We start from the raw sequence: 9,711 nt of genomic DNA, 5'->3' as shown, positions 1-9,711 counted from the left end.
CCCAGCACCTCACGTCCATCCATGGAATCGTCTGTAAAAGAAATAAAGTTGCCACTGTCTGTCTCGTCATCGATACAGATGGCTAGAAACATACCTTTTGAAAGCTTAGCATAAACCCTCAATCCGTATAGCTTTCCTTTGTTCACCTCGTATTCCTTGCACCGGGTCAAATCCAGATTGGCAAAGTCAATCCTGCCGTCAAACCACTTGGGATGACCACGTTTTCCTGTTTTCTTTTCCAATGTCGGATAGTACAGGACAACATCATTCCTAAAGCGGCTGATAACATGGAAACCGTTCTCACACATAGGCGTTACGAAAGTTTCCTTGGAAAAGAATGCGTCTGCAACCACCGTTCTGGACAGGCTCTGTAGCTTGTCTTTTCTACTGATAAGATAGCTGCTGTACCAGTCAACGAGGTTCTTGTCCATATTATCCAAGGTCTTACAATCCGGTGTCTGAATGGAACCTAAAGTCATGCATTCATGATTGTCGATGTCAATGACACCGATGCCCATGATTTCCAGTCCACGCTTGTATTCTCCTGCACAACCAGACCAGAAGTAACCTATCCAAGGTGTCTTCTTGCCTGATTTGGGAATATAGGAAGGGTCGATGGCGATGGCTTTTCTTTTGCCTGTGAGATGCTTGCTGATGACAGATCCGTTGAACGCAAACCAGTCGAAAGTTTCATGCTCAAAAAGGTTGCGATAAGTCTGTTCTGAGAAACAGCCATATCTGCCCAATTGGAGGAAGTTTATACGATCCGGGATGGCCATGAATAATTTCATGGTGTCCATGAACGTTTTTTCAAAAGGTTTTTGTATATTCGCTACTGATTTGAGAGCCGACAGGCACTCGGATTGGTATTGCATAAGGAGTGTTTCTTTAGTCATAATCAGAAGAGTTCAGAGACTTCTAATTTACTAAGAAATAACGAATTATGCAATACTTTCCTCCTTTATTATCAGCAGGTTAGTTCTCTTTTTTCAGCACATTTCTTCATGCTTAACCATTCGTTTTTGACAACATTTCAATGACCTCTTTAGTGTTTCCGAACCAGCTTTTGCCGGTTCTATTGTTTAACTTTTAATTTTTCGGTAAAAATTTACCGAAGTATTGGTCAGGAACTCAAATTATTGAAATACAGTTCAAAATACTTTCCAAAGGCACTTCCGGCTGGGTGTCGTGGTTTCCGACTCCCCCTCCGGAGCCGTTTTAAGGAGGATTTCCCGTCATATTACGGCTGGAACAGTTTGTAATCCCGTCCTGTGATCTTCCTTATCACGTCGGCGTTTTCCTTAATATGTTCAACCGGTATGCGGCTTATAACACCGGAAACAGTGAAATCCTTACGTCTGACCGCCCAGACAATGTCTGAGATACATTCGTACACCTGTGCGTCAATATGCAGGGGCTTGCGCCGGTTGGATGAAAAGTTGTTCAGGAGGGCTTCAATATATTTTTTACCTCTTCCTCCGTTATCGTCTTTTTACTCTCCGGCCGGGATGAAGATTCCTTGTGGGGTACCACCTCTTCCAGATCCCCGGAAATGCAGCTCAAATATGAGCCTTTGGCGGCAACTATATCCAGTATCTCCTTCTCGTTGATATGATACGGATTTGGTTTTTTCCTTTCAATGCTGTCCATAACTATGATTTATACATTAATTCCATGTGACAATTGGGCGTTTTGTAAGGCGGACGTTCCCGATGACGGATTATCGTCCTACGCCGCAAAGAAAAAAAGAATAAACGTGGGAAAGGGTACCTTGTCAGCTATAGTCATATATAGACATGAATAGTCAATACCGGCAAAAGACATGACAAACGGCTGTCCGGCGGGAGGTCTGGATTCTCCCCGACGTTGCCGGGATTGTGATATATCAGGTCATGGAGATATTGGCAGACTGCATTATCGGGATAATGACATACCAAGTTACGGATATTGTGATAGATTATGTCGTTGGAGTGTGGAAGTTGCCATAGGGAGGCTCTTTCAGCAAACGGAAGTACGGAAGGTACAGATATTATTGCAGCCATCATCAACAAAGACCGGAACATCACATTGGGAGAACGGTGCTTATCTGCGATATGATTATCATTTCCTCCAGTCATTTTGTATTGAAAGACCGGGAAAAAGTGGTGACGGGTTTGTAACTCTTTATATTTGTAGCTTTGCTATCGACCAGGGCAATGAATAGTACCCGACAATCCAGTTCTTTATCATATCCAATAAATGAAGAAATAGGGCGGCATATCAACGAATACCCACACCGGGGAGTGACGATTATCAATACAACCGGCTTTTATACAGGACGAGAAGTAAAGATGATGTTTATATTAGCCGGGAAGAGGGAAGCGCCGGTCAGCTTCCGGCTGATAAAAAATATAGACACGGAGGCTTTTGTTTCACAAAGTGCCGTTATAGGAGTTTATGGAGAAGGATTCGATCATATCAAAGTAGAATAAGAAAGAAATAAAAAATGATAATGATCATCATGAAAAGCGGCATCTGCCGTGCTTTTGTTCCCGACACAGGATGCGGTGTGACGCAATGGTTCGCATTCGGCGGTGAAATGGCCGCAAGCATGTCATGCTACTATGGACAGACCGCATCAACGATAGAGATAGAAGCGGAAACGGACTGTGAGATGTTTATCGTGGACAAACCGACTTTGGAAAACCTATGTTCCACACAAATAATCCTAAGAAACAATTTGTAAAATTCGAAACAGAAAAGTATGAAGACAATCATTGCAGAGAAATTATCATAACTTGTGATAATTTTTCGGCCAAAATACTACCCGCAGGGCTGGAGATTTTTTCCGAAAACAGGAGGCTTGACCTTGCTTTCCCGTCCAATCCCGGAGTTACCTTTGCGCCCAGAACGAAAATGACTGCCTGATGCGGCCCACTGAAAGGCGCGAAAATGGAGGTAAACGGAAGTGGAGGCAGATTAGACAGGAAAACTTCAAAGGAGAAATCCGTGAAAAGAAGAAACCTAAAAGGAAAAGGAACATTGCCGGAAACATGAAACCGGCAAACCACCTGCAAGGAAGTATGGTTTATCTGTCTGTCCAAACTCGTTTGGTCGGGCGGATAAATCATTCTTCCCAGTTTGCCTGCCGTGGGGACGGCTTGTGCCATTCATGGGCAAGCGGTCATATACAGCTTTCCGCTTACGGCTCAAAGGAACCGCAAAAAGAAAAATCCATAGAAAACCCGTAAAAGCACCTCTATGGCATAAGCATAAAAGAAATGGGTCTTGCATCATCAGTCTAAACCATTGGTTAGGCGTGATGCAAAGCCCTTTTCTCCGCTTATGCGGCAGTCGGTACACGTTCGTACAAACCTGTTTGGGCGATGGTGTGCCGACGGATAAAACCGCTTTTACGGAATGTTTTTATGTTTATATTAGAAATATTTCTTATTATAAAAACGCGCTAATCATTTTGTCATTCGGGTTGTTTTTATTAAATTTGCAGATTATAGCAATAGTTATGCAAATGAAGCGGATAAATCGACTGAAAATAGTGCTTGCGGAACAAGGTAAAACAGGGAAATGGTTGGCGCATGCATTAGGTAAAAATGAATCGACAGTCTCTCGTTGGTGTACAAACGAAGTTCAACCTTCGGTAGAAACACTACTGACGATTGCCGAAACGTTAAAGATTGATATTAAAGAATTACTTTGTTCTACGCAAATGTGTAATCAAGATGATGGCATCCAAATATAAAGCAATCGATTTTTTCTGCGGAGGTGGTGGAATGACTTGCGGTTTAAGACAGGCAGGGATTAACGTTATAGCAGGTGTGGACTTTGATCAAGATGCCAAAGAAACGTATGAATACAATAATTCCGGAAGTGTTTTCATTCAAACTAATATAAAGAATTTACGGAGCAATTATTTTGAGCGAAAATTTGGGATACGGAAAAATGATGACTTTTTGATTTTGGTAGGATGCAGTCCCTGCCAATTTTACAGTATAATTAATACGGATAAGAATAAAGCCTTAAAATCTAAGGATTTATTAAAAAACTTTGCTCGGTTCATCGAATATTATAGACCGGGATATGTATTAGTGGAAAATGTTCCGGGCATAATCACAAATAAAGATAGCATCTTACCTTATTTTCTACGAAAATTGGAAGATCTCGGATATAAAAATCCTGTTTATAAGGTTGTAGATATGAGCTATTACGGCGTACCTCAAAGTCGTCGAAGATTTTCTCTTATCGCAACACGATTGGAAAATGTCAATATACATTTACCTAAGGCGGACGATAAAGAGACCGTATTAGCCGATTATTTAGGTGAAAGGAACGGTTTTCCCAAAGTTAGCGCAGGCCATAAAGACAGTAGTGTGTTTAACCATACGGTTGCCGGATTAAGTGATGTATGTCTTAAACGATTGGCAAAGACCAAACACGACGGCGGGAACAGACTTGATTGGGCAAATGATCCGGAATTGCAATTACCTTGCTTTGTAGGAAAAGACGATTGTTTTAAAGATACATTCGGGCGTATGTGGTGGCATCGACCGGCTTCGACTATTACAACTAAATTTTATAGTATCTCAAACGGACGTTTCGGACATCCGGAAGAAGATCGGGCTCTTTCTTTACGGGAAGGTGCTACATTGCAAACATTCCCGAAAACCTATGTGTTTAAAACAAATAGTATTGCCGCAACGGCAAAATTAATCGGCAATGCAGTTCCGTGTGAATATGCTCGGCGATTAGGTGAAACGATAAAAGCACTGGAAAACAATGGCACAATTTAAAACTCGGGCAAGAGCTCTCGACTTATTGGGACGGCAACAAATTGCCGGTATCCCTACAGCTATTAACGAGCTTATAAAAAATGCACATGATGCGTATGCGGATAAATTCGATATCGATTTTCTCCGATGTAATAATCTGCTGGTATTACGTGATGACGGGCTCGGTATGACAAAAGAGGAATTTGAAACTCGTTGGCTTACGCTCGGGACCGAAAGTAAATTGGCAAATAAAAAAAGCAGTTTACCGCCTATTGACATATCAAAGCCAAGACGTCCTATCATGGGAGAAAAAGGCATAGGAAGATTGGCTATTGCATCAATAGGAAGTCAGGTTTTAATCGTATCGAAAGCAAAATTAAGATCTAAAGAATATGATATTGTTGTGGCTTTCATTAATTGGGAGATATTCGAGTTGCCGGGGATTAACTTGGAGGATATTGTTATTCCGGTAAGAGAATACTCTCATATGCCGAATGCAGCCGATATTGACAGTATTAAAAATGAAGTAATACAATCCCTTGATAAATTAAATCAAAAAGAACTTATTGACGACAAGGATTTTGAAAAAATAAAAAGTTCTATCACGTCTTTTAAAGTTGACCCACACCAACTTTCTTTACAACTACAACAAGGATTTGAATTAACCAATGGCTGTGGTGGAACTCAATTTTTCATCTCCCCAGTTTACGATACGATTATTTCCGATATAGAGGGAGACGGCAATTCGGACGAAGCTACAAAAATCGAGAAAATGTTGATGGGATTTCACAATACAATGACCCCCGATCATCCTACTCCCGTCGTTGACATTTCATTTAGAGACTATAGGGCGAATGACGGTAGTTTTGTCAGCATCATAGATAAAGAACACTTTTTTACCACGGAAGAATTTGAATTGGCGGATCACCATTTTCAAGGGCAATTTGATGAGTTCGGACAATTCAAGGGATTAGTAAAAATATATGGAGAAAAAACATTTGATCACATTGTAAATTGGCGGGATAACTATTATAGAGAAACCGAATGTGGTCCGTTTAAAATTAACTTGGCGTATTTACAAGGAGAATTGAAAAGTTCTCGTGTAGATGTCGAAAATTATGCCAGGATTAAAGCCAAAGGAGATAAATTCGGAGGTTTATACATATATAGAGATAATATTCGAGTTCTACCGTATGGTGACTCCGATTATGATTTTCTGGATATTGAAAAAAATCGTTCGAAACGAGCATCAACATATTTCTTTTCTTATCGACGAATGTTCGGTGCTATTGAAATAGCGGACCGAGAACACAGCGGTTTGGTAGAGAAAGCCGGACGCGAAGGTTTTATTGAAAATAAAGCATATCGCCAACTTCAAGCGATTTTAAAAAATTTCTTTGTACAACTTGCCGCTGATTTTTTCAGCGAAAAAAACAAAACGGCACAATCGGAATTCTTCAATCAGAAGAAAGACGAGTTCAATGCGTACCATAACGCACTTGAACGTCGGGATAAATTGGCCAAATCGAAAAAGGAGAGATTTGCTCGTGAGCTCGATATCTTTTTTGCCGGTTTAACGGAACATAAATTCGAAAACGAACTGGAAGAATTACTTACGAATTTTAGGAACGATTTACATTCGGTTTTATACATTAACGATGCGGATGAAGCAAGCCAGAAGATAATAGATCTGGAATTTGCCATGAGACAAAAAGTTTCCGATTACAGAAAAAGAATATCGGTGACAAGTCCTAAAGGATTTGCAATGTCAAAATCAATGAGAACGGATTTTGACACGTACCTTAATGAGTTTAAAATTCTGGAACAAACGGTATTTAAAAATATCAATGAAAATATCGATCAGCTAATCGATGATTATACGGCACAGTTGAATCTGGAAATAAGTAAGCGAAAGCGGTTGGAGCAAGCGGTGGAACTGATTTCAGCCGAAGCTCTGTCACTTAATAAGAAGAAGAAAAGCGAAACCAATGATGTTGTTTCCGATGTTTCTCGCAAAATTAAGGATCTTACGAATGAACTGATAATCGATTTGGATAATCAAATACGAAGCGTAAAGAATCAATTCAAATTATTGGCAACCGATAAAGCCGATAACTTTGATTTGGTAACGGAACGCAAGAGAATGGAAGCAGAAATAGAATCCATAAGCAGTCGAAATACGGATGTTATGGAACGCATAATTCGACAATTTGAAAGTTTCTATGTCGAAAAAAACGAAGACGGTCAAATAATTACAAATGACCAAATAGCGGAAGCCGCTTCGGAAGAGTTAGAGGAATTGCGGGAACGATTGCAATCGGACGTTGAATTAAGCCAATTAGGATTGGCTGTCGGAATATTGCACCATGAATTCAACGGTACGGTTAATTCGATTCGACATAGTCTGAAAGATTTAAAAGCATGGTCGGATGTAGATATCAAATTGGAAGGAATATATAAAAACATCAAGGTAAATTTCGAACATTTGGACGGCTATTTAAATTTGTTTACCCCGTTAAATCGACGATTGAATCGACGTCGGGAAGACATATCTTTATTGGATATTAAAACATTTTTAATAGATTTGTTCAAATCCCGTCTTGAACGACACAATATAGCTTTTAAACATACTAACGGGTTTGCAGGTCGAAAAATACACGGATTTCGTTCTACATTCTATCCTGTATTTGTGAATATCATTGATAATGCCATTTATTGGTTAAAACAAAGTGATGTTCCTGAAAAAGTTATTCGGTTGCATGCGGATGATACGGGAATATACATTTCCAATAACGGTATTGAAATAAAACCCCAAGATAAGGAACGAATCTTTGAATTAAGATTTTCCAGAAAGCCCAATGGAAGAGGATTGGGGTTGAGTATCAGTAAAGAGGTTTTGAATGCAGAGAACTATGATATATTTGTGGCACAACCTAAGGAAGGCTCTACAGTTACTTTTAAAATTCAAAAAATGCAATAAAAATATGGCAGACAGATTTATTGAGCAATCGAAAGAAATTGCAAACAACTTTATACAAAATATTGTTTTTATTGATGACAAAGCATATAAGAATGATATGACTAACAATGCATTTAGCGCATTAGATGTATCGAATGTATTTGCACAATCTGGAAAAATCTGTGCTGTATATGCACCCAAATCCATTTCTGATGTTAATAGTTACAATACTATACTAAATAAAGCAGATGTTGTCATTTTAGATTGGTATTTAGATATAGAAAAGGAGGAGAACCAAGTTGAAGATCCCGATGCAGATGCAGATAATGACGATCCGCGCGGAGAGTTTACATTAAAATTGATATCTGATTTATTATCACAAACTGGGATGTTGAAACTGTTAATTGTGTATACTGGAGAAACGGATTTATTTGAAATTACGAACAGTATATATCAGAAAGTGGATCAGCATTCTTTTCATAAAGGAGATTGCGTTATTCAATCTTTAAATTCTAAGATATTAGTTAGAGCTAAAAAACAAAATTCGGAAACTCAATTTGCACATAATCCGGAATTGAAAGATAAAATAGTATCGTATGAAAGCCTTCCGACTTTGATTGTTGAAGAATTTGCAGACATGACCAACGGTTTGTTATCGAATTTTGCTTTATCTTCAATATCGGCAATAAGGAATAATACATCCAGAATGTTAAGCGTCTTTTCTCCCCAATTAGATCCGGCATATCTCGGGCACAAAATATTATTGGAAAACACATTCGAATCCAAGCAACTATTAATAAAATTATTTGGCGAAGCTATTTCGGAATTATTAGAGACAACAGATATTGATACAAAGGATTGGGTTGATAACTGGATTGAAAACCGTATTACAGACGAAACGATAAGTATAAATGGAGTGTCTATTGGCAAATCGAAAGACCTTTTAAAAAAAATGTTTAGTTCCGAGCAACCTCGACTTAAAGATAAATATACAGAAGCTTCAGGAAAAGATATGTCAAATAAAGACGAGGGGAAATTACAATCGCATACCATAGAGTTATTTGCATATGATGGTATCGATGTGAATAAATCGAATGTAGATTTTGCCATTTTGACGCATCATAAAAATATATTTCAACCTGCTATTGGGGCTCCGATATTAACACTTGGAACAGTTATAAAATCTGTAGACAAGTATTATGTTTGTATTCAACAAAGATGCGATTCGGTGAGAATTAAGGAGGAAAGACGATTCTTATTTTTACCTTTAGAAGAAAAAGGCGAATATCCGTTAATTGTGAATAATGAATTGAAATTATTTCCAAATAAATCTTCATTTGCAATAAACAATACTTCGGTAAATTTTTACCGAAAAATTAAAAGTTAAACAATAAAACCGGCAAAAGTCGGTTCGGAAACACTAAAGAGGTCATTGAAATGTTGTCTAAAACGAATGGTTAAGCATGAAGAAATGTGCTGAAAAAAATGTGCTAACCTGCTGATAATAAAGGTAAAAAAGTATTGCATAATTCGCTGGTTTTTTAGTAAATTAGAAGTCTCTCAACTCTTCTGATTATGACTAAAGAAACACTCCTTATGCAATACCAATCCGAGTGCCTGTCGGCTCTCAAATCAGTAGCGAATATACAAAAACCTTTTGAAAAAACGTTCATGGACACCATGAAATTATTCATGGCCATCCCGGATCGTATAAACTTCCTCCAATTGGGCAGATATGGCTGTTTCTCAGAACAGACTTATCGTAACCTTTTTGAGCATGAAACTTTCGACTGGTTTGCGTTCAACGGCTCTATCATCAGCAAGCATCTCACAGGCAAAAGAAAAGCCATCGCCATCGATCCTTCCTATATTCCCAAATCAGGCAAGAAGACACCTTGGATAGGTTACTTCTGGTCTGGTTGTGCAGGAGAATACAAGCGTGGACTGGAAATCATGGGCATCGGTGTCATTGACATCGACAATCAT

At 38.8% G+C, this 9,711-nt stretch carries 9 protein-coding genes and 1 pseudogene; 8 read left to right on the top strand and 2 right to left on the bottom strand.

Annotated elements, in window-relative coordinates; translation table 11 throughout:
- Positions 1–896, bottom strand: an 896-nt coding sequence (locus BACCOP_RS09110) for a transposase (protein ID WP_007568526.1), incomplete at its 3' end; no start/stop codon positions are given.
- Between the two features lie 547 nt (positions 897–1,443).
- Positions 1,444–1,650 carry a hypothetical protein gene (locus BACCOP_RS20665; protein ID WP_007568520.1) on the bottom strand — a complete coding sequence of 69 codons (207 nt, stop codon included), beginning with the start codon at positions 1,648–1,650 and terminating at the stop codon, positions 1,444–1,446.
- Between the two features lie 342 nt (positions 1,651–1,992).
- On the opposite strand from BACCOP_RS20665, the pseudogene BACCOP_RS20270 reads away from it, so the two are divergent.
- The 8 genes and pseudogenes from BACCOP_RS20270 to BACCOP_RS09055 all read left to right on the top strand — a co-directional run.
- A pseudogene (locus BACCOP_RS20270) lies at positions 1,993–2,471 on the top strand (YitT family protein); the annotation flags it as partial.
- 14 nt (positions 2,472–2,485) lie between these two features.
- On the top strand, positions 2,486–2,725 hold the full coding sequence (locus BACCOP_RS09090; RefSeq protein WP_007568512.1) for a cyclic nucleotide-binding domain-containing protein: 240 nt from the start codon (positions 2,486–2,488) through the stop codon (positions 2,723–2,725).
- A gap of 181 nt (positions 2,726–2,906) precedes the next feature.
- Complete coding sequence (locus tag BACCOP_RS20660) at positions 2,907–3,230, top strand: hypothetical protein (protein WP_032839982.1); 324 nt, start codon at positions 2,907–2,909, stop codon at positions 3,228–3,230.
- Positions 3,231–3,358: 128 nt separating this feature from the next.
- Entirely contained in the window at positions 3,359–3,739 is a 381-nt protein-coding gene (locus tag BACCOP_RS21410) for a helix-turn-helix transcriptional regulator (RefSeq protein ID WP_306439187.1), read from the top strand.
- Positions 3,720–4,787, top strand: a complete 1,068-nt coding sequence (locus BACCOP_RS09070; RefSeq protein WP_007568506.1) for a DNA cytosine methyltransferase — start codon at positions 3,720–3,722, stop codon at positions 4,785–4,787. Before BACCOP_RS21410 ends, BACCOP_RS09070 begins: the two co-directional genes overlap by 20 nt.
- On the top strand, positions 4,774–7,746 hold the full coding sequence (locus BACCOP_RS09065) for an ATP-binding protein (RefSeq protein ID WP_007568504.1): 2,973 nt from the start codon (positions 4,774–4,776) through the stop codon (positions 7,744–7,746). Before BACCOP_RS09070 ends, BACCOP_RS09065 begins: the two co-directional genes overlap by 14 nt.
- Positions 7,747–7,750: 4 nt before the next feature.
- Entirely contained in the window at positions 7,751–9,112 is a 1,362-nt protein-coding gene (locus BACCOP_RS09060; RefSeq protein ID WP_148315618.1) for a response regulator receiver domain, read from the top strand.
- Between the two features lie 188 nt (positions 9,113–9,300).
- The coding region (locus tag BACCOP_RS09055) for a hypothetical protein (protein ID WP_007568498.1) at positions 9,301–9,711 on the top strand (411 nt) is incomplete at its 3' end.

It is taken from the genome of Phocaeicola coprocola DSM 17136, from assembly GCF_000154845.1.
Taxonomy (GTDB): Bacteria; Bacteroidota; Bacteroidia; order Bacteroidales; family Bacteroidaceae; genus Phocaeicola; species Phocaeicola coprocola.
The sequence above is the reverse complement of the archived record's forward strand: the minus strand, read 5'-3'. Positions and strand labels throughout refer to the sequence as shown.

Coding starts and splice junctions, on each gene's coding strand:
- BACCOP_RS20660 (WP_032839982.1), top strand. CDS start 2,907: ATGCGGCCCACTGAAAGGCGCGAAAATGGAGGTAAACGGAAGTGGAGG.
- BACCOP_RS09060 (WP_148315618.1), top strand. CDS start 7,751: ATGGCAGACAGATTTATTGAGCAATCGAAAGAAATTGCAAACAACTTT.
- BACCOP_RS09065 (WP_007568504.1), top strand. CDS start 4,774: ATGGCACAATTTAAAACTCGGGCAAGAGCTCTCGACTTATTGGGACGG.
- BACCOP_RS09070 (WP_007568506.1), top strand. CDS start 3,720: ATGATGGCATCCAAATATAAAGCAATCGATTTTTTCTGCGGAGGTGGT.
- BACCOP_RS09090 (WP_007568512.1), top strand. CDS start 2,486: ATGATAATGATCATCATGAAAAGCGGCATCTGCCGTGCTTTTGTTCCC.
- BACCOP_RS20665 (WP_007568520.1), bottom strand. CDS start 1,650: ATGGACAGCATTGAAAGGAAAAAACCAAATCCGTATCATATCAACGAG.